25 protein-coding genes are annotated in these 26,598 nt (G+C 44.4%); 11 read left to right on the top strand and 14 right to left on the bottom strand.

Features of this window, described 5'->3' with window-relative positions; translation table 11 throughout:
• Positions 1-205: 205 nt before the first annotated feature.
• Together DL796_RS01835 and DL796_RS01830 are read left to right on the top strand one after the other, a co-directional pair.
• On the top strand, positions 206-478 hold the full coding sequence (locus DL796_RS01835) for a hypothetical protein (protein ID WP_110199411.1): 273 nt from the start codon (positions 206-208) through the stop codon (positions 476-478).
• A 61-nt stretch (positions 479-539) separates the two neighbouring features.
• Positions 540-1,343, top strand: a complete 804-nt coding sequence (locus tag DL796_RS01830; RefSeq protein ID WP_110199409.1) for a hypothetical protein — start codon at positions 540-542, stop codon at positions 1,341-1,343.
• 180 nt (positions 1,344-1,523) lie between these two features.
• Here DL796_RS01830 and DL796_RS01825 read toward each other — a convergent pair whose 3' ends face one another.
• Together DL796_RS01825 and plsY are read right to left on the bottom strand one after the other, a co-directional pair.
• Complete coding sequence (locus DL796_RS01825) at positions 1,524-2,726, bottom strand: multidrug effflux MFS transporter (protein WP_110199407.1); 1,203 nt, start codon at positions 2,724-2,726, stop codon at positions 1,524-1,526.
• Positions 2,723-3,349, bottom strand: a complete 627-nt coding sequence (gene plsY, locus DL796_RS01820) for a glycerol-3-phosphate 1-O-acyltransferase PlsY (RefSeq protein WP_110199405.1) — start codon at positions 3,347-3,349, stop codon at positions 2,723-2,725. The genes DL796_RS01825 and plsY overlap by 4 nt, the downstream gene beginning before the upstream one ends.
• 240 nt (positions 3,350-3,589) lie before the next feature.
• Here plsY and folB point away from each other — a divergent pair, with 240 nt between their 5' ends.
• The 6 genes from folB to DL796_RS01790 all read left to right on the top strand — a co-directional run bounded on the left by folB (position 3,590) and on the right by DL796_RS01790 (position 7,782).
• Positions 3,590-3,946: a dihydroneopterin aldolase gene (gene folB / locus DL796_RS01815; RefSeq protein ID WP_110199403.1), complete on the top strand. Its 357-nt coding sequence runs from the start codon at positions 3,590-3,592 to the stop codon at positions 3,944-3,946.
• Between the two features lie 18 nt (positions 3,947-3,964).
• Positions 3,965-4,459: a 2-amino-4-hydroxy-6-hydroxymethyldihydropteridine diphosphokinase gene (gene folK / locus DL796_RS01810; RefSeq protein ID WP_110199401.1), complete on the top strand. Its 495-nt coding sequence runs from the start codon at positions 3,965-3,967 to the stop codon at positions 4,457-4,459.
• 14 nt (positions 4,460-4,473) lie between these two features.
• Positions 4,474-5,187 carry an SDR family oxidoreductase gene (locus tag DL796_RS01805; RefSeq protein WP_110199399.1) on the top strand — a complete coding sequence of 238 codons (714 nt, stop codon included), beginning with the start codon at positions 4,474-4,476 and terminating at the stop codon, positions 5,185-5,187.
• Complete coding sequence (locus DL796_RS01800) at positions 5,187-6,422, top strand: class I SAM-dependent methyltransferase (protein ID WP_110199397.1); 1,236 nt, start codon at positions 5,187-5,189, stop codon at positions 6,420-6,422. Before DL796_RS01805 ends, DL796_RS01800 begins: the two co-directional genes overlap by 1 nt.
• Positions 6,419-6,676 carry a hypothetical protein gene (locus DL796_RS01795; RefSeq protein WP_110199395.1) on the top strand — a complete coding sequence of 86 codons (258 nt, stop codon included), beginning with the start codon at positions 6,419-6,421 and terminating at the stop codon, positions 6,674-6,676. Before DL796_RS01800 ends, DL796_RS01795 begins: the two co-directional genes overlap by 4 nt.
• Before the next feature lie 284 nt (positions 6,677-6,960).
• The gene (locus DL796_RS01790) at positions 6,961-7,782 is read left to right on the top strand and encodes an undecaprenyl-diphosphate phosphatase (protein ID WP_110199393.1); all 822 of its coding nucleotides are present in this window, start codon (positions 6,961-6,963) and stop codon (positions 7,780-7,782) included.
• Between the two features lie 36 nt (positions 7,783-7,818).
• Here DL796_RS01790 and DL796_RS01785 read toward each other — a convergent pair whose 3' ends face one another.
• The gene (locus DL796_RS01785) at positions 7,819-9,060 is read right to left on the bottom strand and encodes a multifunctional CCA addition/repair protein (protein ID WP_110199391.1); all 1,242 of its coding nucleotides are present in this window, start codon (positions 9,058-9,060) and stop codon (positions 7,819-7,821) included.
• Positions 9,061-9,063: 3 nt separating this feature from the next.
• Positions 9,064-9,480 (bottom strand): DUF4124 domain-containing protein, encoded by a 417-nt coding sequence (locus DL796_RS01780; protein WP_170114199.1) that lies wholly within the window; start codon positions 9,478-9,480, stop codon positions 9,064-9,066.
• A gap of 150 nt (positions 9,481-9,630) precedes the next feature.
• On the opposite strand from DL796_RS01780, the gene DL796_RS01775 reads away from it, so the two are divergent.
• The gene (locus DL796_RS01775) at positions 9,631-11,313 is read left to right on the top strand and encodes an ExeA family protein (protein WP_110199389.1); all 1,683 of its coding nucleotides are present in this window, start codon (positions 9,631-9,633) and stop codon (positions 11,311-11,313) included.
• On the top strand, positions 11,313-12,035 hold the full coding sequence (locus DL796_RS01770; RefSeq protein ID WP_110199387.1) for a general secretion pathway protein GspB: 723 nt from the start codon (positions 11,313-11,315) through the stop codon (positions 12,033-12,035). Before DL796_RS01775 ends, DL796_RS01770 begins: the two co-directional genes overlap by 1 nt.
• A gap of 6 nt (positions 12,036-12,041) precedes the next feature.
• Here DL796_RS01770 and DL796_RS01765 read toward each other — a convergent pair whose 3' ends face one another.
• The 9 genes from DL796_RS01765 to DL796_RS01725 all read right to left on the bottom strand — a co-directional run bounded on the left by DL796_RS01765 (position 12,042) and on the right by DL796_RS01725 (position 22,707).
• Positions 12,042-13,394: a hypothetical protein gene (locus DL796_RS01765; protein WP_110199385.1), complete on the bottom strand. Its 1,353-nt coding sequence runs from the start codon at positions 13,392-13,394 to the stop codon at positions 12,042-12,044.
• A gap of 14 nt (positions 13,395-13,408) precedes the next feature.
• Positions 13,409-13,801 carry a hypothetical protein gene (locus tag DL796_RS01760; protein WP_110199383.1) on the bottom strand — a complete coding sequence of 131 codons (393 nt, stop codon included), beginning with the start codon at positions 13,799-13,801 and terminating at the stop codon, positions 13,409-13,411.
• Positions 13,802-13,857: 56 nt separating this feature from the next.
• Positions 13,858-14,196, bottom strand: coding sequence for a hypothetical protein (locus DL796_RS01755; RefSeq protein WP_110199381.1), 339 nt, complete (start codon positions 14,194-14,196; stop codon positions 13,858-13,860).
• 82 nt (positions 14,197-14,278) lie between these two features.
• Entirely contained in the window at positions 14,279-14,617 is a 339-nt protein-coding gene (locus tag DL796_RS01750) for a hypothetical protein (RefSeq protein WP_110199379.1), read from the bottom strand.
• A 319-nt stretch (positions 14,618-14,936) separates the two neighbouring features.
• Positions 14,937-16,400, bottom strand: a complete 1,464-nt coding sequence (gene rsmF, locus DL796_RS01745; protein WP_110199377.1) for a 16S rRNA (cytosine(1407)-C(5))-methyltransferase RsmF — start codon at positions 16,398-16,400, stop codon at positions 14,937-14,939.
• A gap of 84 nt (positions 16,401-16,484) precedes the next feature.
• Positions 16,485-19,688 carry a bifunctional proline dehydrogenase/L-glutamate gamma-semialdehyde dehydrogenase PutA gene (gene putA, locus DL796_RS01740; protein WP_110199375.1) on the bottom strand — a complete coding sequence of 1,068 codons (3,204 nt, stop codon included), beginning with the start codon at positions 19,686-19,688 and terminating at the stop codon, positions 16,485-16,487.
• A 34-nt stretch (positions 19,689-19,722) separates the two neighbouring features.
• Positions 19,723-20,331 (bottom strand): TIGR04211 family SH3 domain-containing protein, encoded by a 609-nt coding sequence (locus DL796_RS01735; RefSeq protein ID WP_110199373.1) that lies wholly within the window; start codon positions 20,329-20,331, stop codon positions 19,723-19,725.
• Positions 20,332-20,724: 393 nt separating this feature from the next.
• On the bottom strand, positions 20,725-22,002 hold the full coding sequence (locus DL796_RS01730) for an inorganic phosphate transporter (RefSeq protein ID WP_110199371.1): 1,278 nt from the start codon (positions 22,000-22,002) through the stop codon (positions 20,725-20,727).
• Between the two features lie 30 nt (positions 22,003-22,032).
• Positions 22,033-22,707, bottom strand: a complete 675-nt coding sequence (locus DL796_RS01725) for a TIGR00153 family protein (RefSeq protein ID WP_110200687.1) — start codon at positions 22,705-22,707, stop codon at positions 22,033-22,035.
• Between the two features lie 323 nt (positions 22,708-23,030).
• Between DL796_RS01725 and DL796_RS01720 the strand changes: the two genes are divergently transcribed.
• On the top strand, positions 23,031-24,560 hold the full coding sequence (locus DL796_RS01720) for a CYTH and CHAD domain-containing protein (RefSeq protein WP_110199369.1): 1,530 nt from the start codon (positions 23,031-23,033) through the stop codon (positions 24,558-24,560).
• Between the two features lie 63 nt (positions 24,561-24,623).
• Here the strand turns inward: DL796_RS01720 and DL796_RS01715 are convergent, their stop codons facing one another.
• Positions 24,624-26,582 carry a M48 family metallopeptidase gene (locus DL796_RS01715; protein WP_110199367.1) on the bottom strand — a complete coding sequence of 653 codons (1,959 nt, stop codon included), beginning with the start codon at positions 26,580-26,582 and terminating at the stop codon, positions 24,624-24,626.
• Positions 26,583-26,598: the final 16 nt, after the last annotated feature.

Here is a 26,598-nt window from a genome sequence, read left to right as displayed (position 1 = left end):
AAACTCTTTAAAATTTTAAAGGTTGATTAGCTTTAGTTAACGGAGCCGGTTTAAACTAGCTATAAAAACCCATCATGAGAATTTAAAAAAAAATCTCAAAATTTTCTTTATTTATTTTAAGATTACTGTAAGGTTGCTATACCCTGCACTGTTGGAGTGGCTTCAGGGTTAAAAGGTTAATTATATAAATTATTAAGGAGAAATAATGGATTTTAAAAAAAGCTTTATAGTTATAGTGTTTATGATGGCAATTTCAATGCCTTCCTGGGGATCAATTACGATAGATGGTGGTATTGTTTATTGTACCAATGGGTGTGTTGTAGAAAATGATGACCCTATCTCTTGGTTTTTTGGTGTTCCTAGATTGGTGTGTGACGGGCCAGGTGGTGAGTGTATAAGTACACGTAAGCCTACAATTGAGGAGGTGGAAAATGGAGATGGGCCAAATGAGGACTCAGATAAGCCAGAAGCACCGTAAAAATTAACGTAATGTAATGGTAGCCGCAATCTTGGTTCGGAGTGAAAGATAGGAGCATTAAATGAGAAGAATATTAGTCGTAACCTTATTTGCGGTTACTGTTTTATTGTCAATAATTGTAGTTGGAATTTGGGAAGGACAGCTTTTCGACGGTGATAAGAATAATAGTAATGAGCAAGTAAAAACTAGTCGAGAACCTATAATTTCTAGCTCTCAAAATAAAGCTATAGTTAAAGGAGAGGTTAAAAAGGAAAGTACTGATGAAATTAATAACGACGTTTTTTTAAGTCAACCTGAGGAAGTTATTTCAAGAGAGCAGCTTATTAGGAAGTACGAAGGTGCCGAAACCAAATTAAAAGTATTAGAAAAGTATCTTGATAATATAGATTATCATGCTCTTTCTAAAGAATTAGAAGTTGCCAACAAAATAAAGTTAAATGATGATATTGGGAATATACGTTCATACTATTCTTGGCAGGATGAAAATGGTACTAATATCAATGCTAAGTCAGCATTTTCAACCAACTCTGTTGGAAAGGCGTATAACAGCGAAGTAAGGGACCATAACTGGGCTGCTCAAAGAGAGTCTGAAATTTCATCAGAAGTTTATAGCAAATTTGCTGAATTAGGGGATAAAAGTCTGACTTTAGATGAAGTTAACTGTAAAAAAAGTGTCTGTAAAGTGAATCTGCGATCATTAGCAAAAGGGGTATCCGATGAGCGCATTAAAGATATAGCAAATTCAGTTAGTGTGGATAATAAAGTGATGATCGCACCTTTTACCTACCATTATAGGAAAGATGGTGAGGTTGATATTTATTTATCAAGATATGTTCCTTCATTGAGATCTAATAACAACAACTAAATAATATACTGAGCTGGGTGAATTAAACTAGACAAGTGCAGTCGTAGGTAAGTTGGTTTAGCTGTGGCGTAACCCAGCACTTACTTTGAGCGCGGTACCGATTTGCCATGGACTGCAGTCTTCGTCCACTCCATTCGCCCCCCTGTTATGGTTGTATTGTATTTAGCTTCCTGTATTTTCCTAGCTAGCTCTAATAGTCGGAATGTTTTGTACATTATTCAATACTTGCATTGCTAATACTAGCACAACAGACCCTAATACCAACCACGCAAAGTTGCTCGGTGTGCCGTCGAACAGGAGGGCGAGTAGTGGGCCAGCTAAAGCGCCTGAGCCAAAACGCAAAGTACCAATGACGGCAGTCGCGGTTCCACTTTTTTCAGCGAAAGTATTGAGCACAAGTGCGTCTGAATTGGTGGTGATAAAAGCCAGTGAGCCAAGCAGTAGGAAAATTGAGGCTGCTGTGGCGTACAGGCCAAGATCGAGTTGTAGTACGGTGAAGAAAGCGGTGCCGGTAAACAAGGCATAGATTGAACCAAAACGGAGGAGTTTGCGTGAACCGAAGCGTTCGACGATGCGGCTGTTGATGATATTACTGATAAATAAACCGATAACATTAACCGCGAACAGGATGCTGAATGTTTGTTCGTCAGCGCCAAAGTGGCTGATGTAAAGATAAGAGATCGATGTTAGGTAACAGAAAAAGGCAAAAGTCGCGAACATCGAGGTAAATAGATCGAGTCGTACGGATTTGTTGGCGAAGACTGCTTTGTAATTGTTGGCAAATTCTCGAAGCCACTTACGGTTTTTCTTCTTGGGCATACTGCTCGGCAGTTTCCACATTACAAAGCCAAGAATCAGGATGGCGTAGGCCGCGAGCACCAAGAAAATGTTTCTCCAGCCTGTAAAGTGCAGGATAAAACTACCGATACTCGGTGCGATCATAGGCGCGATCATCATGATCATACTGACGTAAGACAGCCCTTTTGCGGTGTGTCGTCCGTACATATCTCGGATCACTCCGGGCACAACCACAGTAGCGCCACTACTAATAGCCGCTTGGAAAAAGCGTAAGGTCAGAAAGCTCTCGATAGACTGGGCAAAAGCTAGGGCCACGGAAAAGAAGGCGAAGCCTAGTAAACCAATAATCACCACTCGACGACGACCAATACGATCCGCGATCGGACCGAACACTAGCATACCTAGCGCGTACCCAGCCATGTAGATACTCAGCGAGTTCTGTACCGCCGTTGGGGTCGTGTTGAGCTCTTCGGCAATGGTTGGCATTGCCGGAAGGTACATGTCGATCGCTAGCGGTGAAATTGCAACGATAGAAGCTAATAACGGCAATAGGCGAAGTGGATTTATTGCTTTAGTTTGACTCATGGATTGGTCTTAGGTGCCTTTTCTTTAGGGTGCTTTTTGTTATCCGTAATTTTCCGTTCTGTACCGTGCCATAGGTTTTTAATGTTTTGGCGGTGGCGCCAGGTCAAAATTAAAAACATGGCAAAGAGCGGGAAGAAGTACCTATGATCCATGTAAAAGCCAAAGGCTGCAACAGCAAAACTGGATAGTAGGGATGCAAGAGATGAATATCGGCTAAAAAATGCGGTAACGACCCAAGTGACCACACAGAACCCCAACAAAAGCGGTGAAAGAGCAACTAATGCGCCAAAATAGGTGGCCATGCCTTTGCCGCCTTTAAAATTGAAGTACAGCGGGTAAAGGTGTCCAATAAATGCCATAAAGCCAACCCAGCCTAGGTTACGATTATGCAAATCTAGGGCATAACCTATGAGGATAGGGATGATTGCTTTGAGCATGTCACCGAGTAGGGTAAATAGTGCGGCTTTTTTGCCACCCAGCCTTAATACGTTGGTAGCGCCTGGGTTATTAGAGCCGAAATTACGTGGGTCGGGGAGTTGCATGACGCGACATACGATAACTGCGCTGGATATTGAGCCCGTTAAGTAAGCCAATATCCATAGTCCAACAACACTCCAATCCATCAATTAACCTCTAGCTTCAGGCTAACGTAGACGGTAACAGCGATGTTTTCGGCTGTACTTGCGATACACATAGTTGCGACTAGCTCCATTTCGCAGATTGGCAAAGATTAATGGTTTTGCGCCACAGGGCGTCTGGCCTCAATTTTCTTTAGTGTATACAAAAAATTCGAGGATTGATAACAAATTGGCTGGAATTTGATATTCTATCAGACTACTAACAACAACAGTTCGAGAAATCGCTTGGATATTGTTTTTATTGAAGATTTAAAAGTCGATACGGTGATTGGTATTTATGACTGGGAACGTCAGATTCGCCAAACCATCAGTATCGACCTAGAGATGGCGCATGATATTCAGCCAGCAGCGTTAGAGGACACCATTGACAAGTGTCTGGACTACAAGTCGGTCGCTAAAAGAGTCATTAGTTTTGTTGAAGAGTCTGAGTTTCAGCTGGTCGAGACGTTAGCGGAAAAGATCGCAGAAATCATTCGAACTGAGTTCAATGTTCCGTGGTTAAAATTAAAACTGAGCAAGCCAGGGGCGGTGCGCGGTTCTAAAAACGTAGGCGTGTTAATTGAGCGTGGTGCAAAAGGGTAGACGCCCACTAGGATTGTTATGCCAAAGATATATATCAGTATAGGCAGTAATCAAGACGCTGAGGATCGGATTCGTTTTGGCGTGAAGCAACTCGGTTATTATTTCTCTGACCTAGAACTTTCTTCGGTTTACGAAAGCGAGGCGGTGGGTTTTGACGGCGATAATTTTTTGAATCTGGTGGCTTCGGCCAAGACTCAAATGACGGTGTCGCAAGTCGATCAAGCCTTTAAGCAGATTGAAAAAGCCGCAGGACGAATTCGTGGCGAAGCTAAGTTTAGTAACCGGACGCTCGATATCGATCTATTATTATATGATGATTTAGTGTGCGAAAAGCCTGTGCGCCTGCCGCGAGGAGAAGTGTTATACCATGCTTTTGTGCTATTGCCTTTGGCTGAGATTGCACCAGATTTAAAGCACCCGGTCGTCGGCGAAGCGTATCAGGCTTTGTGGCAATCATTCACCAATAAAGACCAGCAGCCACTGTGGGCAATTGATTTTGATTGGCAACATTAAGGAGTGAGGGAGTCATGACTCGTAGAACAGCATTAATTACTGGTGGTGCCATTCGAGTGGGGCGGGCGATTGCTTTAGCCTTGGCTGAGCAGGGCTATAATATTGCTTTGCATTACAACCGATCTTCGCATGAGGCAGTACAAACCGCGGAAGAGATTAAAAAGTTTGGCGTCAGCGCTAAACTTTATCAAGCCAACTTGGCCGAACCACAGCAATGCAAAGCTTTAGTGGAACGCGTTTGCAAAGAAAACGACCTCACCATTTTAGTCAACAGTGCCGCTATTTTTCCAGAGAATGACTCAATCCTAGACGGCCTAGGCGATTGGGATGAGGTCATGAGCTTAAACCTGCGTGCGCCACTTTTACTAGCCGAAGCCTTTGTCGCTAACACGCCTATATCGGGTCATATCATCAATGTTTTAGACGCTCGGATTAATCGCCCAGCTGGCGACCATCTGGTGTATCGCCTGTCAAAATCAGGTTTGTGGCACTTGACCGAATCGTTAGCGTTAGATTTGGCGCCGAACATTCAAGTCAATGGTGTTGCGCTAGGGGCTATCATGCCACCGCCGGGTGCCGATCAAGATCATTTCGAACGTATGAGTGAGAAGATCCCACTTGGCAGAACAGGTTCGCCGAAACTGGTTGGTGAAGCTGTCACATTTTTAGTCGGCCAAGAATTTATTACAGGTGCTGTCTTGCCGATTGATGGCGGTGAGTTTTCGTAGTGGAACTGGAAAGTTCATCGTTGCCACAGTTTTGTCGAAACTTTGAGGATTACTGCCGATTACTCACAGAGCAGTGCAAGATCCTAGAAGTTCCGCGGCCTGATGACTATGCAATAGAGGTGAGCTATCAGTTAGCACAGCGCATCGCACAGCAGATTCACTTCCACGGCAAACTTCCCTTTTCAGAGTTTATGCAGCAAGCTTTGTATGCGCCTGGCCTAGGTTATTACAGCGCGGGCAGCCGCAAGCTAGGTGAGGCTGGTGACTTTGTCACGGCACCTGAGATATCACCGCTCTTTGGCAAAACGTTAGCGCTAAGTGTGCAACAAGCGTGGCAACACACGGCTAAACATATTCTCGAATTTGGCGCAGGCTCTGGTCGTTTAATGTGCGATATTTTACGCCAGTGCGAGGCTGAACAGTGTTTGCCAGACCGCTACTTTGTGTTGGAAGTGTCCGCGGAGTTAAAGCAGCGTCAACAAGACTTGCTACGAGAAGAGCTGCCACACCTTTATTCAAGAGTAACTTGGCTAGAAGATTTACCACAGTCTTTCGATGGCGTTATGCTTGCTAATGAAGTGGTAGATGCTATTCCGTTCGAATTACTGATGCAAACAGAGCAAGGACTGGCTCAAGGGTTTGTGCAAACGAGTGACCAAGGCTTTAGTCTTACGTTTGTGCCAACCGACTTTAGTCGTGGCTGGCAAAAACAACATCAGGAAATTTGCCAGCAGTGGCCTGATGGCTATTTGGCAGAAACCTACGATCTTCGTGGGGATTGGCTGAGTGCTTTATTAAGCACACTAAATCAAGGTTGTCTTCTATTACTCGATTATGGTTACGAAGAAGAAGAGCTTTACTCGCCATATCGACCACAGGGCACCTTGCAGTGCTACTATCGTCAGAAAAAACATTCGATGCCATTGACTCTGTTGGGGCTTCAAGATATTACGGCTTCAGTAAACTTCACCCAGTTAGCGCAACAAGCGCTAGACTCAGGAGCAAAGGTGTTAGGCTTTACCTCTCAGGCACAGTTTTTGACCCTGAGCGGTATCGAGCAGTTTGTGGCGCAAAAAGAAGATTCTGATACAATGCCCCACGTATCCGTAGCACAGCAGCTGCAGACCTTGTTGATGCCTAACGAAATGGGGCAAAACATTAAAGTCCTTGGGCTCAGCAAAGATTTTTCAGGAGCACTCTCAGGGTTTAGCTCCTTCGGAAGACAAACAGTATGAAAAAAATAATTTTCGCTAGTTTTGCACTATTTATGTCACCACTAGCACTAGCCGCTTCCGGCAAAGGAATAAGCTGGTATTGGTTGTTAGTTATTGCGGTCGGAATATCAGCAAGCCTATCAACATTGCTCGTATGGAAAAGTAAAAAACTCAATACCTTCACCTTAAAAGCCGTCGGCTTTGGGGCTTGGTTTTGGTTTATTATTTTTATTGAGGTGATGGTGTATGGGTTTTATGTAGGTCTTACGAAGTAAAACCTACATATGTTTTGTGAGTTATAGTTTTAATGTTCCTTTTCTTGCTCATCCAAGAAAAGGAACCAAAAGAAAGATGCCCCGATATTGAGGTCATGCATCGCATGACTACTTTCGACAAGGTCTAGCTACTTTACGCACCGCGACATACAGTCCATCCATGGACTGTATGTCACTATTCAAAACTTCCTGTTTTGAATCGCTATAGCTATCACTTGTCTCAACTCAACATTAGGGGAGGTAAGAGCGTAACCTTTGGCTACATTTAATCATTGGAAATAAGTATGGATTGGCTTCAAGCAGTATTTTTAGCATTAATTCAGGGCTTAACTGAGTTTTTGCCGATTTCGAGTTCGGCGCATTTGATTTTGACGTCGAAAATTTTAGGTTGGCAGGATCAGGGCTTGGCCTTTGATGTGGCGGTTCATGTGGGAACCTTGATGGCGGTGATGCTTTATTTTCGTAAGGAGATTGCGGAGATGGTCGTTGCTTGGTTTGGTTCAATTACGGGTAAAGGTTCGACGCCTAATTCTCGATTAGCATGGGCTGTGATCTGGGGTACGGTTCCGGTTGGTCTGTTTGGTCTGTTTTTAGAAGCTTTTGATATAGTCGATAATTATTTACGCACGATCCCTGTGATTGCCGCGACAACGATTATTTTTGGCTTGCTGTTAGGTTATGCTGAAACTCGTTATAGCGGAAAGAAACGTCAGGATTTCAAGAGTGAGTATGACTTAAGGTTGCGTGATGTTGTGACCATCGGTATAGCGCAAGCTTTGGCGTTAATTCCAGGAACTTCGCGCTCAGGTATTACTATGACAGCTGCGGCGATGTTAGGTTTTTCTCGAACCGCAGCCGCTCGATATTCGTTCCTTCTATCGATTCCAGCAATTCTACTTCCAGGTGGTCTCAAGGGGTATCAGCTTGTCGAAGAAGGTGCCAAGTTTGATTGGAACTTCTTAATTTTGGGTATTGTTGTTTCGGCGATTAGTGCTTTTGCTTGTATTCACTTATTCTTGAAGTGGCTTGAGAAAATAGGCTTTATGCCTTTTGTCTGGTATCGCTTAGCTTTGGGGATTGGACTTTTGGTGCTTTTTTATAGCTAATTCGTTACTCTATTTAAATGAATCAGAAAAAGCGGCTTATTCATCAGCCGCTTTTTTTATGTTCTCAACTGTGGATTGAATGCGCTTTATTCTTTCGCGCTCTATTGCAGTACCAAGTTTCGCGCCTTCATAACCTTGCTCGATGAGTGGTTGCGCGTCTACCTTGTGCGATGCTTTAAAGCACTCTCTTAGCAAGTCGCCGTGTTTATAAGGTTTGTCTTCGAGCCCTAAGCGCCCGTTAAAATCCGCTTCACAGGCAACAATAAATTGCTCAAGGATGAACTCTCTTTTATAAGCGCCAATGGACTTTAAGACTTTATGAATGGTCTTTGGCCGTAGCTCAAACATCTTATGGCAGTGCAGGTGGAAGCGCGAAACTAGAACTGCGAGATTTTCATAGTCCTTAGGCGCCTTGATTCTGCGACATAAATTTTTAATTAACGGCACTCCAGCTTCTTCGTGTCCGCGGTGCTGGGGCCAATATTCTTTTTTGGTCACGCCTTTACCGAGATCGTGCAACACCGCCGCGAAACGTACGCACACATCGTCAGTCTTCCGCGCAGCTTGCTCCAACACCATCATGGTATGAATTCCCGTGTCAATTTCAGGGTGCCACTTTTCTGGATTGGGGATTCCCCACAACACATTGATTTCAGGGAATAAAACCTTTAGCCCACCACAACTGCGTAAGACTTCAAAATAGACATGGGGGGATTGAGTGGCTAAAGCCTTCTTAGTTTCTTGCCACACTCGCTCCGCCGTTAAAAATTCCAGTTCGCCCTGGTTCACTAGTTCGGTCATCAAAGCCAAGGTCTCTGGTGCAACAGTAAATCCTAAATGAGCGAATCGAGCTGCAAAGCGTGCTACGCGCAAGACTCTTAAAGGATCTTCCGCAAAGGCCGGGGAAACATGGCGCAAAACTTTATGTTTCAAGTCATCTTGGCCATCAAAGGGATCAATAATAGCGCCATCTTGAGTTTGCGCCATAGCGTTGACGGTCAGGTCGCGACGTTCTAAATCTTGTTCTAAGGTGATTGTTTTAGAAAAATCAACTTCGAACCCTTTATAGCCATTCCCAGACTTGCGTTCAGTTCGAGCTAGGGCGTACTCCTCGCCAGAGCGCGGATGCAAAAATACAGGGAAGTCCTTTCCGACTTCTTTAAAGCCTTGTTGCTTCATCTCTTCGGGGGTGGCACCGACAACTACATAGTCGTGGTCGGTCACTTCAAGGTTTAGTAATTGATCGCGTACAGCGCCACCAACTAGGAATATTTGCATAAACTAACGACACACCTGGGTATTTGGATTCTTTGCCATACAGTGTAGCAGGGTGTTGAGCTTGGGATCAGCTTTATGGCAGTTTTTTACCGTTATGCGCTTCTTAAGGGTTTCTAAAGCTGAAAGTTTGTCTGCAAACTGCATATCATTAATCGTCTTTTGCGCAAGTTCTCGCTCAAGTTGCTTTTTATGGGCTGGGAAATTTTTACTAAAGTTATCAACGGCTTGCTGACACATGGTGCTTGATAGGGTTTGAGTTTTTATCGGCCGTGGCATATCCACAATATTCATATTGTCGAGGTTTTGTTGAGACGCCTTGAGCCTTTTGTCTTTTGGTGGCTTGTCAGAAAAGTGAGTATTTCCATCTTTATCAACCCATTTATAGATTTTAGCTGGACAGCTAAACGCTATCAGACTCATAATTATAAATAGTAATGCTCGACTTCCTGCGAGCCTGCTTGTAATCATAGCAATTGTACCAACATTGGCTTTAGCATATATTACCCATAATCATAGTCAAAGCTGAAATAATAGACAATAAACGCTCGCAAAGAGTGTGAGCCAATTTTTATGTATAACGACTTTTTTGGATTTAAGAAAAAACCATTTACCATTGCGCCCGATCCCCGCTTTTTGTACATGAGCGAGCGTCACCGTGATGCTTTGGCCCACTTGCTGTATGGAATCAGTAGCGGTGGTGGCTTCGTTATGCTGACAGGAGAAGTGGGTACCGGTAAAACAACCGTATGCCGCTGTTTATTGGAGCAGCTATCAAGCAACGTTCGTCTAGCCTATATCTTGAACCCAAAGCTAGATGCAATTGAGCTCATGGCGACAATGTGCGACGAGCTGGGAATCGAATATGAGCCGGGTGAAAAAAGCCTAAAGGCTTTCACTGATTTATTAAGAGACCGTTTGTTAGAGAACCATGAGCAGGGGCTCAATACGGTTTTGATGATCGATGAAGCACAGAATCTTAGCGTTGAGGTGATGGAGCAAATTCGATTGCTGACCAATTTAGAGACTAACGAACGGAAGCTTCTACAAATTATATTAATTGGGCAACCAGAGTTACAAGAGCTGCTAGCCAAAAAAGAGTTACGCCAATTAGCTCAGCGGATCACAGCAAGATATCACCTTAAACCATTAAGCTTAAAGGAAACCGCTTCTTATATTGAGCATCGCTTACGCGTGGCGGGTATTCAGCGCCCATTGATAAAGAGCAACGCCATCAAGCAAATCTATCAAGCCAGTGGTGGTGTCCCTAGACTAATTAATATTATTACTGACCGGTCTCTGCTTGGCGCTTTCGTTGAACGTAGAAACACCATCAATGAAGCTGTAGTGAAAAAGGCGGTCAATGAGGTCTTGGGGAAATACGAAGAAAAGAGGCAGCCTCGAGCTGGGCAAAGTCGTTGGTGGTTTGTGGCTGCATCTGTTGTCTTTGTGATATTACTGAGTTATATCATTATAAAACAATTTCTTAAGCCGACTGACTTGTCAGAAAAACAGCAGCTTGTAGAAAACTCACAAAGCGAGACTCTTAGCTCCAATAAATCCAATGCAGCTAGTCATAGTGGCACTTTGCTTGCTGGCACCATGACCAATGATGAGGTCGCTACACAGTTTTGGCAAGAGCAAAGCTGGGATCGAACAGGAGCGGTTTCTGCGCGGAACCTATTCGCGCTATGGGGGGTTAACTATTATCCCTATCAATCGGGGGAACCCTGTGAGTATGCGCTCAACTATAATTTGAACTGTGACTCAGGCCGAGCGGATTGGGCGTATATTAAGCAATTAAATCGCCCTGTTAATTTAAAATTTAGCACAGAAACTTCGGGGCAATTTTGGGGAACACTCAAAGAAATCGATGGTGAATACCTGGTGCTACAGTTTGCTGATAATGAAGTCAGGGTTTTGCCGCGCCGTCTAAATCCATTGTGGCAGGGCGAGTACCAGCTGTTCTGGAAAGCTCCTGATGGTTTTAGTGAGCATGCTAAAAAAGGGGATTCTGGCGCTACCGTGCGCTGGCTGACAGATGCGATTTATAGCATTGATCAGGTAAACATTTCTCCCGCTGATTATTTTAGTCAGAAAGTAGAAGACTGGTTAATATTGTTTCAAATGGAAAATGGTTTAGTGTCTGATGGGATTCTTGGTAAACACTCTGTAATTATGATCAATAATCATGTGGTGGCGAATATCCCGAAACTGATTAATGAACTATCGACTTCGCAACGAGGAGCGCAATAATGTCTTATATTCTTGATGCTCTGAAAAAAAATAAGCCTGAGAATGATAAGGATCAAGTTCCTGATCTATCGAGCGATCATGCCTCAGAGTATGATTACAGTAATTTTGATGAAGAGAACTCATTAAAGCGTTGGCTATGGCCTAGTGTGGTTATGGTTTTAGTTTTAATCGTTGCTATTTTGACCTTTATGTTGCTAAACCCTTCTGCCGATGAAGCGTATCAACAAATGGCTCAGCGCAATGTTGCTAGTAACAATGAAAACTTGAGTGGCTTTAGCGATACTAAAGCTGGCTCTATAAAATCAGAAAGCAGTACGGTTACTGTAACCCCATCAAGCAGTAGCGATACTTCTATGTCGAATGATGCTACCACTAACGAGCCCGTTGTGGTTAACAAACCTTTGCAGGTAGCTGAGCCGGTGGTACAAAAAGTGGCGAGACCTAACGTTTCTGCACGAGTGAAAGAAACGCCTCCACAAAGAGTGCAAGTCGCAAAGAAAGTGACTAAGTCTGATCTGCCTAAAATTATCTACACCACGCATATTTATGCCACGCAACCTGATGATCGCTTTGTGATGCTGAATGGTCGAGCTTATGCCGAAGGCGATAAAACGCAGGAAGGTTTTGTGATTAAAGAAATTTTAGAGAATGATTTGATGATTGTGTATAAAGGCCAGGAGTTTACACTGCCTAGCCTTGAAGATGTTAACGTAAACGACTAATACAAATTAATAGGTCCAACGGGCGTTGCGTCTTACCGGTGCGTTCAGCCAAAGTGCAAGATACATATCGCTGCTAAACTTGTCATCTTGCTTTGATAAAACACCTTTGCTAACAAAGTCCTCATGTAACATGTCGAGTACAACGTCTAAACCAAGTGAGTTATATTGGGCATTATTTTTTTGGTATAACTTGAGCAAGCCAGAGAGCAATTCTTTTTTGCTCGTAAACTGAACCTTAAATGTTTTTCCTGTCTGTCCATCCTTGATTGCAGTTTGCGATGGCTCTAATGGACGTGGCACATGCTGTCTGACTTTATCATCAACGTACTCAGCGTATTCGTAGCTTGAGCGAACAGATAATAATAAGTTCTTGTCACGCTTATCGATCAAGTCTGTTTCTTCTTTTGACGCCTCTGGCGTTTCCTTCTGCTTTTGCAGTTCAGCAAAGTTGATCACACTGTCTGTGCCAATTAAATCTTTGAAGTGGGCCACTTCTTTGTTGTTAGCGTTTGGTAAGCATTTCCAATAGGGGATGTATTCATACTTACCGAGAGTTTCTATCATTCCCCATTCAATTAGTAGTCGGATAGCCTTGTGGCGAGCATCGACGATAGAGTGCGACACGGCGTAACCGAGAGAGTTACCGTCCACACTGATGCCATAGCTCCGATCATGACCGCGCTGGAATAGTTGAACCGTATTGGTGGCGCTGCTGTGATTGACAATATCGCCGACAAAACCATGAGCGGTATAAAAGTCCATGGTCATGCGGGCGGTGTTTTTGTCATCAAAGCGACTAAACTCAAAATCAGTCTCACCGCTACCACCACCAACTTCGACCGAGGCATCACGAGAACGGCGTGCGTTTCGTATAAAGCGATCATATTCGGTCAATGCACCGTAAATTTGGATGGTGTCTTGACGGTAGTGACTAGCTCCGTAAGTATTAAAAAAGGGGTCTTTCTTGCCTGGGGTCGCGCCGTACTGATAAGCGCTGATGATTTCATTATCCTTTGGAATATGCACGATTCGAATCGGGCCACCAATTTTGGACGCAATACTTAAGGTCATGTTGGTGAAATCGTTCGGAATCTCACTGTTAGGATATTGCACGGTAGATACGTTGGTTGCATCATTTACTGAAACAATTGCGATGCGCAAAGGGTCAATCGTGCCGTTGCCCGCCGCATAGCGATATTCAGTGAGCATATCCCCAAAGCAACTTAAGTAGTCTGTAGCGACGGTTTTAGTTGGTTTTGGCATCTCCAACTTTTTGGAAAACTCTGTCGTTGACGTGGACACTGCACAGCCATTAATCACGGCAGCCACACTGATGACTAAAAGTCCTTTTTTCATCATTCCCCCCCCTAGTCTTAACGTTTAATAGCTATCGGAAAACCTGAGCCATCGTTATAAATTATTAGCTCGTCGGCATTGACGCCAGGTAACACAAACACACTACCACTTGCTGTCGGTATGATGTATTCGTCTAAATCTTGTAGGATATCACTACCCTCGCGGATTGATTTTTTTACAGTACCGATAATATCGGCTTTGATGTATTGAATGTTTACCAGATCGGCACCGTAGCGACCGTAAAAGCTTGTAGCTTTACCGTTTAGGCCCTTTGCTTGATAGCGTTCATTGGCCTGAGTTTCGGCTGGTAAAAATATAAGTGCATGGAAGACACTAAGAAAACAAATACTCTTCAAAAGCATTTTCTTGTCTCGTCCTCCATGAAGAAAAGATAAGCGTTTTGTGTTCATAATTGTCTCCTTAATGTTTCCATGCGGCTGGTAGTGACCAGGTTGAGGAATATGACTTAGAAGCCATACCCTGCATTAATTACAACAGAACCGGCATTCGCTGCACCAATCGCTAGTGCTCCACGGCTTTTGTTGTCAATAACGGTTTTTTTGCGGCAAGGGCAGCCATTCACAACTACTGAGCCTGCGTTTGCGCGTTTGCCTGCAGCGTAAAGGATGCTTTCAGAAGTTGAAAGGATACCGCTACTGTATGATGCTACGAGCATTTCACCGCCAACCGCAGTTGCATCACGAGAATCATTTTTCACAACAAGCTTGCCACGTTCGTGAGCTGTTGCTGCTGTGCTTGCTACTGCAACTAGTGCAGCTATAGATAAAGTAGTTAATAATTTCATAGTAATCTCCAAAAATATTAGTGTTAGTTTTTTTACGTCGAAACGACGGTTGCTTTATCGCAAAGTTACCGTCTAAGAATCGTTAGTCCAAAAGACCTGCGTTAATAACAACTGAGCCAGCATTTGCTGCGCCAACCGCTAGTGCGCCACGGCTTTTGTTGTGGATAACAGTTTTCTTACGGCAAGGGCATCCGTTTACAACCACGGAGCCTGCATTTGCGCGTGATCCAGCCATTTCTAGATATGATCCACTAGCACTAAAAAGGCCTGCAGAAAAACTTTCAGAAATCATTTCGCCACCAACCGCTGTAGCATCTCTGGAATCGTTTTTCACCACAAGCTTGCCACGCTCATGAGCTGTTGCAGCTGAACCAGCAACAGCTAGTAGTGCAGCCAAAGATAATGTTGTTAATAGTTTCATTACTTCCTCCTAAATAGGATTGTTTCCATGATACTCATTATTGAGTTATTGCTTCCCTAGATTGTTCTAGGCTTTCACTACCATGTAATTTAAACATTTAAATTACGGTTAAAAATGTAACGCTATAGTGAATGAAAAAACAGCTGTCGAAAAAATAGACACTTTAGAGGTTGCTAATAAAGTAACGATAATGCAGTTTTGAATTGGATTTGAGGAAAGGATCATAGTTATGGTGAGAACTAGGATGGAAATTGTAGACAAAACTGTTTCAGTTCTGGAACACTTATGACAAGGGGTGTCATAAGTGTCAGGTTTTTTATCAAGGTAATTCGTTGAAAGTTTTGTCTCGCACCAAATCTCGAGGCAAATTATTTTTTAATTTATTTCCCAAGTGCTTTACTAATCCAAGCGGGGTTTGCTTGTAAGTGACCATATATTCTTTATGGTTCGGTGCTTTTATAGGTGACTCTAGGAAAATGTCCTTGCCCTGATAATAGTCTTCCGCTTGTTGCCCCGTAAGCTCAATTTTTTGTTGAGAAAACCTCTCTCCAAAGCTAGTGGCGGCTTGATGATGCAGCTTTGTACCGTGTTTGCTTATTTCCATGAGCTTGATGCCATATCGATTGAGCTTAATATGCTGACACAGCTTTTCCGTGGATTTAGGCAATAACCAGATCTCTTCCGACTTACCACGATTGTCTTTTTGCCATAGCTGCTGTTTGATAGAGCCAATATCCCAGCCGAATAAACTGCTATGTGTTGAAGCTGTTGCGAAATTTTCAGCGGAGATTGGTGTGAAACTAAAGCGAGTGTTTGAGTTGCTAATATTGTCGGTCGTTAGTCCGTGTAATGGTTGTTTTTCAAAACAAGCAACAAAAAATCCCTCGCAGTCGTAGAGGTTAGGATAAACGTGCAGATAACCTTCTGTAGTGAGCGCCTTATCTGCGCCTTCAAACAATCCAGATAAAGGCTTTATTTGGATGGTGTCGCCATATAGGTCCAGTAGATGCTGACAGACTTCTTGGTTTTCCTCCTTCGATAAAGTACAGGTGGAATAAACCAGTCGACCACCCGGCTTTAGCGCTTTATAGGCACTGACAATAAGATCTTTTTGTAGCTCAGAGATGGCGCGTACGGCATCGATACTCCAGTTGGCTAACGCTTGCTCGTCTTTGCGCACTGTGCCTTCGCCGCCACATGGCGCATCCAAAAGAATCGCATCAAAAAACTCAGGCGTTCTTTCGCCAAAGTTGCGAGCATCGGTATGACAAAGTACCGAGTTAGTAACACCGCAACGTTGAAGGTTGTAGTGCAACCCTTTAAGTCGTGATGATGATAGTTCGTTGGCCACGACTAAGCCTTGGTTGTTTATCTGTGCGGTGAGTTGAGTCGTTTTTGAGCCTGGTGCAGCAGCCATATCGAGGAACGCTGAGTCTTCGTGACATTCGAAATCATGTAATAAAGCTTTGACCGGAAGCATCGAGCTGGCTTCTTGGATGTAACACTGTCCTTCGAGATGCGGTAGCCAATTGCCTAGGCTTTCAGGCAATGCCTTTTCACTTTCATCAACCCAGAAGCCTTCATCGCACCAAGGAATTGGTACTAGCTTATAACCATGAGATTCGAATTCTTGGCGTAATTCCTGGGGCGAAACTTTTAGCAGATTAGCGCGGATGCTCTTGCGCAGTGGGCATTGGCAGGCACTCAATAAATCATCGAGAGGAACGGATTCTGGCAGTTGTTGTTGGATGTGTTCTATAAATTGTTGGGATATTTGTGCCATAGGCGTTTGTCTGTATTTGGGTGCTTCTGAAACACAAAAGGCACAGACGAGCTGTGCCTTTTGGACGTTTTAACTAGCTAGCAATTACGAGTCCTTTAAAAACTCTGGCGATACATCTTCATCACCCAGTGATAAAAGTGTTGCGTTACCACCAATTGCTGCAGTGTTATTGGTACGAGTATGCTCAGTTGCAAAGCGATACAAGTAGAAAGGTCCGCCCGCTTTAGGACCAGTACCTGATAGACCTTGACCACCGAATGGTTGAACACCTACCGTAGCACCAATCATATTACGGTTAATGTAGACGTTACCAACACGAGCACGCTTATCGATGTACATCGCTGTTTCTTCGTTACGCGAATGAACACCTAGAGTTAAACCAAAGCCATAGTTGTTGATTTGGTCGATAACCTTATCCAAATCTTTGGCTTTGTAGCGCACGATATGTACGATTGGGCCGAACCATTCTTGCGTTAAATCGTTGATGTGGTCGATTTCGAAAGCGACCGGTGATAGGAAGCTACCGTGGCCTTCTAAACCTTCTGGCATTGGCGTTTCGGCGATTAGTTTTCCGGCTGCTTTAAGCTCATTAATGTGCTCTTGTAGCTCTTCGCGCGCAGCCATATCAATCACAGGGCCAACATCAGTTGATAAGTCTGTAGGATTACCAAGACGTAATTCTTGCATCGCACCCGACAAGACTTCAATAATTTTGTCGGCGATTTCTTCTTGTACATAAAGAACACGAAGTGCTGAACAGCGCTGACCCGCACTGGTGAAAGCTGAGTGGATGACGTCTTCAACTACTTGCTCAGGTAGAGCAGAGCTATCAACGATCATGGCGTTCTGACCACCAGTTTCAGCAATCAGCGGCGACAACATGGCATCACGGCTTGCTAGGGTGCGGTTAATCGTGTGAGCGGTGCTTGTGGAGCCTGTAAAGGCAACGCCAGCGATACGGTTATCAGCTAGAATCACTTTACCTAGAACTGAGCCACGGATTGGAACAAACTGAAGCACGCTACCTGGAATACCAGCTTGGTGCATTAATTGAACCGCGCGGTATGCGACTAGCGTAGTCTGATCCGCAGGCTTTGCGATAACGGTGTTACCCGCCACTAGAGCCGCAGCAACCTGACCAATAAAGATAGCTAATGGGAAGTTCCACGGGCTGATACAAGCGAATACACCACGGCCTTGTAAATAGAGGTCATTACTTTCACCCGTAGGGCCTGGAAGATGAATTTCGTGGCCAAACTGGTTACGTGCGTTGTAAGCGTAGTAGCGACAGAAGTCTATCGCTTCACGAATCTCGTCGATACCGTCTTGGATGCTTTTACCACCGTCACGGCTACATAGCGCGATAAGTTCGTGTTTATGCTCTTCCAACAAATCGGCAACTTTATCGAGTAAGGCTGCGCGCTGTTGTACCGGCGTCATGTCCCACGCAATGAAGTTTTTATGGGCAACGTCTAAAGCTTGTAGCGCTTGCTCTTCGGTAGCTTTATGAACAGTACCTACCGTATGGCTATGGTCGTAAGGACAAATCACTTGCTCTTCAGTGCTGGTGTGTTCTTGACCATCAATAATTGGCTTGGCGTGCCACTGGTTATCTAAGAAATGTTTGACCTGGTTCATAAAAGGCTCTGTCTCACTATGAATATGTAAATTAGTACCACTTGAGTTTTCGCGATCTTCGCCAAAGTCTCTGTAAAGCTGTGGCGGCAGCGGAATGCGGTCGTTATGCAAAGTTTCAAAATTCTGCAAGGTCACGCATGGATGCTCTACTAAATCATTGATCGGCGTATTCTCATCCACCAACTGGTGTACAAACGAAGTGTTTGCACCATTTTCAAGTAATCGTCTTACGAGGTAAGGTAATAAGTCTTTGTGATTGCCTACTGGCGCGTAAATACGGCAGCTGAGGTCAGGGTATTGCTTTAATACTAAGTCATACAAAGACTCGCCCATACCATGCAAGCGTTGGAATTCGAATTGACGGCTATTACCAGCCATCTCTAGAATACTATACACCGTTTGCGCGTTGTGCGTCGCGAACTGAGGGTAGAGTTTACCTTCGGTTTGTAGTAGGTATTTGGCACACGCTAAATAAGAAACGTCGGTACCACACTTACGCGTGAATACTGGATAGCTTGCGTAACCACCTTGCTGTGACCATTTGATCTCCTGATCCCAATAAGCACCTTTAACTAGGCGCAGAGGAATTTGGCGACCATGCTTGGCGGATAAAGTATTAAGCCATCCAAGCACTGGTAGTGCACGTTTCGAGTAAGCTTGGACTACGAGTCCGAAACCTTCCCAGTCTTTACAAACCGGAGAGTCATAAACAGCTTCGAAAACTTCTAAAGAAAGCTCTAAGCGATCAGCTTCTTCTGCATCAATTGTCACCGCAACGTCAAGCTGGCGTGCTTGTTCAACCAACTTCTTCACGGTGGCGACTAGCTCTGTTAAAACGCGGTCACGTTGACCTTCTTCGTAACGCGGATGAAGCGCTGAAAGCTTAATCGAGATACTAGGAGCTTTAACCCCGTCTTGGGTTTTAACCTTACCAATTTCTTCGATGGCGTTACTATAGGCTTGGAAATAACGCTGAGCATCAGGCATGGTGTAAGCCGCTTCGCCAAGCATATCAAAAGAGTGGGTATACCCTTTTTCAACGCTTTTAGAACCACGCTTAAGTGCTTCTTTAATGGTGCGACCGAGTACAAATTGACGGCCCATGATACGCATGGCTTGGTTCATGGCTTGGCGGATAACAGGCTCGCCAAACTTAGCAATCAGCCCGCGAATCATGCTGTCAGGCTTACCATCACGGTCTTTGTCAGTATCGACAATTTTACCGGTGAGCATTAAGCCCCAAGTGGAAGCGTTGACTAAATAAGAGTCGCTTTGCCCCGTGTGTTTTTCCCAGTCGGCTGCACTCAGCTTGTCACGGATTAGATCGTTGGCGACTCGTGCATCAGGGATACGCAATAATGCTTCCGCTAAACACATCAGAATAATGCCTTCTTTAGTACTCAGGCTATATTGCTGAAGGAAAGCTTCCACACCGTCTTTAGAGCGTTCGTCTTTGCGGATAGCAGTGACAAGATCGCTGGCTTGACGAGTAACTTTTTCAATGGTGTCCTTATCAGGCTTGGCTAGCGCCAGCAGTTCATTCAGATAATCCGATTCATCGACTGCGTAATTTTTGGTGATCAATCCCTGCCATTCGTCCAGTGACAGGTGCTTGTAATTATCTGAAAATATATGACTAGCTCTTAACATTCTTTTAAATACCTAAAACATAAACCTATAAACCTTAACGCCAGCCGGATCGTTGGCGCTTCTTTTGACTAAATCTTGACAACACCCAACTTAAAAACATGCCGAACAGCAATACTAAAGCACCAGCATAAAACACGTCTTTATGAAAACGGTCTTTCTGCAAAGACGCTTGCTGACTTAATATGTTGCGCTCATTTTCGAGCTCTGAGACTTGCTGCTGTAAATTGTTATTAAGTTGAATAATATTGGCTTTATCAGCGACGTCCTGCGCGAGCTCATCTACCTGCTGCTTGAGTTTATTGTTCTCTTCTAACAGCAGTTGGTATTTAGCGCGTACAGTGGGCTGATCGGTGATGTAGTCGGATTGAATCCAACCGGTGTCACCATTTGCGACTTGGACTTTACTGCTTTTATTAGCAGCATCACGCTCTAATATCGTGATGGGTGTGCCGGCCGCTATTTTGCCTGTTACTCGATAACGATTGGTCGGCCCGCTACGCAGGACAACGCCAATATCGTCAGAGATATAAAAATTGGTCGATGCTTGAGGGCTTTCAGAAGTGCCTTCATCCGCGGCATTCACCAGTTCAACTGATAACGCAGAAGTGAAGAATATTGCCCATAAAGTCAGGATACGTAACATATCAATCCTGGTCAGATTAAACGGTTCAAGGGGGGAGTATAAGTAGGTTTTTCTACCCAGGCAACCTGTAAATTCGCGTTTCAGAACTTTTCTAGATAACGCAAAATCGCGATCACCATAAAAACTCGCAGTTTATAGCTACGAAGAGCGCGTAAAGAGTATTAGGGAATCCCCCGAAACGACCGTGTTACAAGCGCTGTAGAGCATCTTGGAGCTGCAATGTCGGATTCATATATGGCGGGTTTTACCGGTCCCAAGATGTTGATAAAAAAGGTTTTTTACTAAAAGAGTTGGCATGCTAACTAGGCAAATCCAAGACATAAAAAAAGGTGGTCAGACAAGCTAACCACCTTAGAGATTTCTGCTAGGTTATTAAAACTACATCGGCTCAGCTTATGAGAAGATGGCCTTAAAGATGTAGAAGAAAATAACCGACAGAATCGCGCCTGCAGGCAGTGTCACTACCCAAGACACGAAAATGTTCCTAACTACGCCTAAGTTCAAGGCAGCGATACCGCGAGCCATACCCACACCTAATACCGCACCAACAAGGGTTTGAGTAGTAGAAATCGGTAGGCCGATACCACTAGCGATGATGACCGTTGAGGCTGCTGCTAACTCGGCAGCAAAGCCACGGCTTGGCGTTAGGTGAGTGATTTTTTGGCCGATAGTTGCCATTACACGGCTACCTAAGACGATCAAACCAATCACGATACCAATGGCACCAACTAGTAAGATTCGAGGGTCTACGGTTGCGCTTGCGCCAATTTCACCGCCACTTTGGATAACGCTAACAATAGCAGCCAAAGGACCAATGGCGTTTGCCACATCGTTAGAACCGTGAGCAAAGGCCATGCCGCAAGCGGTAACAATCATTAAAACAGCAAACACTTTTTCAACGCTAGCGAAGTGATACTCTTTGTTTTCTTGCTTATCTACCTTGATGCGACTAATAAAAATAGCACCAATAATAGCAATAATCAGGCCTACACCTGCGGCGATAAAGTACATTTCCGCAGTCGATAAGACGATACTTTGCTCCTTAAGAATATGCTTCAGACCTTTCATGATGGTCACTAGAGCGATAATAAAGCCCGCTAAAAACATATAAAAAGGAACGTAGCGCTTGGCTCTTTGGAAAGGATCTTCAGTATTAAGGATGAGTTTTTGAACGCTGAGCACGATGAGGAAGGAAATAACACCTGCTAACAAAGGCGTAACGACCCAGCTACCAACGATAGAGCCAACTTTACCCCAGCTCACAGCATCAAAACTGACGCCAACCGCCGCGAAACCGATAATTGCACCAACGATCGAGTGAGTGGTAGAAACTGGCCAGCCGAGACGGGACGCAATCAATAACCAGATGCCTGCGGCTAACAAAGCGGCCATCATACCGAAAATTAAGAGTTCCGGTTGCCCCGAAAAGTAACTGGGGTCAATCATGCCTTTGCGGATGGTTTTTGTGACTTCGCCACCTGCTAAGTAAGCTCCTGCAAACTCAAAAATTGCAGCAACAATGATTGCTTGTTTTAGAGTTAATGCTTTTGCGCCAACAGACGTTCCCATGGCATTGGCAACGTCGTTGGCTCCGATCCCGAAGGCCATAAGGAAGCCAAAGGCCACGGCGATCCAGATAATGGTATCTGAGTTTTGTAATATAAAATCCAAAAGTTCCCCCTACTGAACTTGATTTGTCTTTTAGCGAGCGACTGTCATTTCGAAGCGAGAGCCAACGCTTTGAGCGCTATCTGCAAGGTCTCCGACTTGACGAATCACTTTATACATAAACATAACAGCAACTGGTGGGAGCTCTTCTTCCTGCTCGAAAATCTTGAACAGAAGGGCTCTTTGCAGTTCGTCTGTGTCATTCTCAATAACGTCGAGTTGCTCAACGAGCTCTTCCACCAGATCGGCTTCACGGCCGCGGAATCCAGTAGCGAGTAACTCATCTAGCTCATTAATTGCTTTGAATGCTTGCTTAGAGGCATCAACAGAGCGTTTAACCAAGCCAAGTAGGTCGCTGTGTATGTTTTCTGGGAACTCCATTTTCCTTGCGAATACAAGACCCGAAATATCGCGGGCAATATTGGCGATTTTGTCCTGTTTGCTGAGAAGCGATAATAAGTCAGTTCTAGCAACAGGCAAGAACAAGCCCTTTGGCAATTGCATTCTAAGACCGTGTTTTAAATCATCCGCATCGTTTTCCAATTGACGAATGTCATCTTTAATCTTTTCGGCTTCTTGCCAGTCTTTAGCTAAAGCTGCTTCGAAAAACGGGATCAATTGCTTGGCTGCTTGGTGCACCTTGCTCATATGATCCTGCATCGGGCGAATCGGTGATGACGCAAACATATCAAGTATCGAATTGGCCATATCTACCCCAGAAAGGTTTAAAATTAATGAAAATTGATGCCACATTATAGTTAAGTTGCTATTTGCTGGCTACAATTACCTTGAACATTGTGTTTAAAAAATAAGCACTCCATGGTTTAAGACGACAATCCTAAAGAATAAGGTTCAGGAAGTAGTATTATTCTTAGCAGTCTGTATAGGTTTTGCTGATAAAGTAAACGAAGAGTCGAAGGATTTCAGGCCGACTGTTTGTTCGAAAAATACACACTTAGAATAGGAATTTGGCAAGAGGGGGTTCGCGCTGTAAACTTAGGCCATGAGTTTGCTATCAAAGCGCAATAAAAATGTCGATTGAAGTAGAATTAAAGCTGTCTGCAAGCACTGATAAGATTCAAAAAGTTAAGCAATGGTTAGTCGAAGTTGGAGCTTCCAAGGACAACACAGCCGCAATAGAGTGGGAACAGAAGCAGCTCCACAATATCTACTACGACACTAAAAACCATCGTCTGAGAGAGACAGACATCGGCCTTCGCATCCGTAAAGATGGTGACCGTTATATCCAGTCTGTAAAATCCGCTGGACGTGTGGTTGGTGGTTTGTATCAACGAAATGAATCTGAAAGTGATATTGCTGAGAATAAACTGCAGCTTGAGCTGGTGGACGAGCCATACCTGATGATTCTGCTCGAAGAGGCGGAAGAAGAAGATGGCCCCCTAGCACCGATATTTGCGACCAACTTTACGCGCGATCAAGTCACTATCGATTATCAAGGGGCTGAAGTTGAGGTTGCTTTAGATCAAGGGCAAATCAACTGCATCGGCGATGATAGGGTCGCTGAAAAGCTTGAGTTATGTGAAGTTGAGCTTGAGTTAAAAGATGGCGATGCTAGCGTACTTTTTGATTTAGGCAACGAACTTATCGAGCGATTCGAGTTAGCGCTTGATAGCGAAAGTAAAGCCGAGCGGGGGTATCGTCTATGCCATAACGCGCCGGAGTATACCAAGCGACTCAATCTGGTAAATCTTACTTCCAAAACCTCAGCAGAAGCTGCCTTCGAAAGTGTTGCGCATAAAGGTTTAGGTCACTGGCAATATTACATAAAAAAAATCAAACGAGAACCTAGCGTCGAAGCAGTATTGCAGTTAAATCGGGCGTTAATGTTCATGCAAACCATGTATTCGGTGTTTGCTGCGGTTATTCCGCGTCATAGCCTGCTTGATCTGCGTCGAGACTGGCGCGAAATCACCAAAAAACTGACGAAAATAAATGCTCTAGCTGACGAAATTAATTGGTTAAAAAACAGTAAACTTTATGGCTTCCAATATTCAGAGTTGACCCCAGAAGAGTCTCGTCTAGAACAAGAATTTGCCGCAGAGCACCAAGAATTTGTCGAATATCTACAGACACCGTCGTACAACTTGAAATTACTACGATTTTCGCGCTGGCTGTATTTAAAAAAATGGCGCGAAGCTATCGGTGAGTCAAATCTAGAGAAAATTCAGAAAAAAGAAGTATTTCCATACGCTAGAAAGCAATTGCAACATTTATTGCGTGACTTAAAGCGCCACCTTTCTGACAAGGTATCTCTCACCAGCAAAGACTACATCAATTATTTGCCAAAGATGTCTCGAACCTTGGATATCGGACTCTTTTTCGGCTGTTTATTTGATGACCGTGCACGTCGTGAGTATCGACAAAGTTGGGCCGACATCGTCGCTAACATTCAACTACTTGAACAACTGGCATATCTCGACAAAACCCTAAAAGACAAAGGTGTAGAAGATCCGTTAATTGCCGAAATCGAAGCTGAGACCTTGATCGTTCTGCAAGAAATGCGCGAAGAGGCTCTATCCAAAAATCCTTACTGGAATTGAGTTAGCGTTAATAAAGTAGCTGCATAGAGAAACTTTATGCAGCTATTGATACTTTAAGAAAGTCTACTTTTGAACTGAAGCCAAGACTTCTTTTTGAGAATTTTCAATAATCGGTGGAATAGGGCAGTCGAGACACTCGGCGATTGCTCTAAGTAATTCAATTTCTTGATATTTTACCACGCCATCTTGTTCTATCGCTTCTTCCAAACCATTTAGTAATGGCTTTTTAAGCATGGGTGATAGGCGGCGTAGGGTTTTGAGTGCTTGGTGGAACTGCTCTGCATCAAAATTTTCGGCTAGTAAGGTCAGTTCATTTGAACTGAAGCCGGAAAAGACTTGTTTGAAAACCTTCTCTTTAGTGGCTTGGTCTTGGCCGCTGGCATGGATTACCGCGGATAATAAAGATTGCAGCTCTTTTTCCACTTTATTGAATCGCGTTATTGATTTATTGCTCTGATCACCATTACCAATAAGGTGCTTGTGGATTAGGCAGTAGAGCACATACTCGAACTGGCTGACGTGATTGTCTTGGTGGATGAGCTGGCGCAATAAGCCGAAAAATTGTTTACGCTCTTCATTAGAAAGACGTCTTAGGCTCGGTATCGCAAGATCTAAAATCGCCAGACGGAGCTGGCGCTGATCTTTGGTGATGTGGCTAGCAAGCTCTAGAATGCGTTCGCTACTTTGTGCACCGTAAACCTTTTCTATGGCTTGCAGCGAGGCTTCTTCGACTTGACCATGGTCGCTCAATAATAGAGCAAATACCAAGTGCATGGCGTGACTGTTAGAGTGATGGCCATGAGCGGCTTGTGTGATAACTTCAGGCAGCGCGAGTAGTAACGCACCTGCGGCGTGCATGTGCATGGTTGTGGGTTTGCCGACGGTATCAGCCAGTCCACCAATGTCAAAGCCTTTCTGTTGTGTTTGCGACTGCTGGCGAGCTTCTTCGCGTATCGCTTCTTGGACTGAACGGCGAGCTTCGCGTTCAGCCTCTTGATCTTTCTGCTCTTTAAAACTTCTCCAACCAGGCATAATAGCAGATAACCGCTTTTCAATTGGCGGGTGGGTGGCAAGGCTGTTAAGGCTGAGCTTTATTGGCTCGGCGATACACATGTGGCTGGTTTCTTCTGCGTGGGAGTTATTTAATAACGAACTTTGGCGTTGTATTTTTATAAAGGCTCCAGCTAGCCCTTCGTTATCGCGTGCATATTGAATCGCTGAGGCATCTGCCAAGTATTCACGTTGACGCGATATGGCGGCTTTGATTAAGCGACCAAAGAAGAGCCCAATAGAGCCAATGGCGTAGACGGAAATACCAATCATCACAATGGCAACGACAATACCACCGCTGTCTTTGTTGCTGCGCGTTGAACCACCATAGCGAAAGGCGCGCATCATGAAGTAACCGGCTTGACCGAGCATTAAAATACCGGCCAAAATACTAATTAGACGGACGTTAATCTTCATATCAGCGTTGAAAATGTGGCTGAATTCGTGCGCCACAACGCCTTGTAACTCCTGCCTAGAAAGTTGTTCTAGCGCCCCGCGAGTGACAACCATTACCGTGTCGGCGCTTTCAATCCCCGCCACAAATGCATTGATGGCATTTTCTTGATCCATGACGTAAACCGTAGGAACTGAGGTTCCTGAGGCGATGGACATTTCCTCGACGACGTTGAGAAGGCGTCTTTCTAGCAGATCGTTGGTGTCAGGTAAGACTTCGCGAGCATTGACCATTCGGGCGACGGCTTTTCCGCCATCAGCCAAACTGAGCCAGCGGTACAAACTGCCAAGTAGGATTAGAGCAATCGAACCAATGGTAATGTAAAAGAACCAGCTTTCCTTAAACCACTGTGCGAGGCTGATGGATTGTGCGTTATTACTAAAACCACCGCTGAGATTGAATAATCCCCAGAGTGCAAGATTGAGAGCCGTAACGATAAGAATAACGGCGCAGAGGAAGTAAAAAACCAGCAGCTTGGTTTTGCGCCGAGCTGCTGCTTGGTGTTCAAAAAAGTCCATACTTAAACGTTAGATC

The organism is Kangiella spongicola (genome assembly GCF_003194565.2).
Classification (GTDB): domain Bacteria; phylum Pseudomonadota; class Gammaproteobacteria; order Enterobacterales; family Kangiellaceae; genus Kangiella; species Kangiella spongicola.
This window is presented reverse-complemented; position numbering and strand designations above follow the sequence as displayed.